Here is a 787-nt window from a genome sequence, read left to right as displayed (position 1 = left end):
ACCGGTAGCTTGAAGACCCGTCCGGAGAAGGGCGGGTCCTTTTGTCCCATTTTCAAAATTGTTTGTCAAAAGTTATTTGCACCTGCATAAGATAACAATAAACACTTTTAGACTTGCATCCGCAGGACTTTGACCTATAAACCGAAGCCATTTAAGGGGATTATCAATAAGGAGGGGAATTCATGTCCCATAAAGACAATGGCCATTTTATTATTTCTCAGGAAGACTGGTCCCTCCACCGAAAAGGGTATGATGACCAACAGCGTCACCAGAAAAAGGTGCAGGACGCGATCAAAAACAATCTGCCTGACCTGATTACAGAAGAAAGCATCATTATGTCCAACGGCAAAGATATTGTCAAAATTCCGATTCGCTCGTTGGATGAGTATAAAATCCGCTATAACTATGATAAAAATAAACATGCCGGCCAGGGAGACGGCGACAGCCAAGTAGGAGATATCGTCGCAAGGGACGGCTCTGATAAGCGGGGCGCCGGCAAAGGCCAGGGAGCGGGCGATCAGGCCGGTGAAGATTATTATGAAGCGGAAGTTTCGTTAATCGATTTGGAAGAGGCGCTCTTCAGCGAAATGGAGCTGCCGAATTTAGAACAGAAAGAGCGCGATGATATCGTTGTCGAAGATATTGAATTCAACGATATCCGCAAAACGGGTTTGACGGGCAACATCGATAAGAAAAGAACGATGCTCAGCGCATTTAAGCGAAACGCAATGACTGGAAAACCGTCGTTTTATCCGATCTATCCCGAAGACTTAAAATTTAAAACGTG

1 protein-coding gene is annotated in these 787 nt (G+C 45.0%); it reads left to right on the top strand.

The genetic code is table 11. The annotated features are described in order from the left end of the window. Nucleotides 1–182: 182 nt before the first annotated feature. A partial coding sequence (locus ACWHAR_RS25955) for a DUF444 family protein (RefSeq protein ID WP_452088284.1) occupies nucleotides 183–787 on the top strand: 605 nt, incomplete at its 3' end.

This window comes from Bacillus sp. LR--39 (assembly GCF_053613335.1).
The sequence above is the reverse complement of the archived record's forward strand: the minus strand, read 5'-3'. Positions and strand labels throughout refer to the sequence as shown.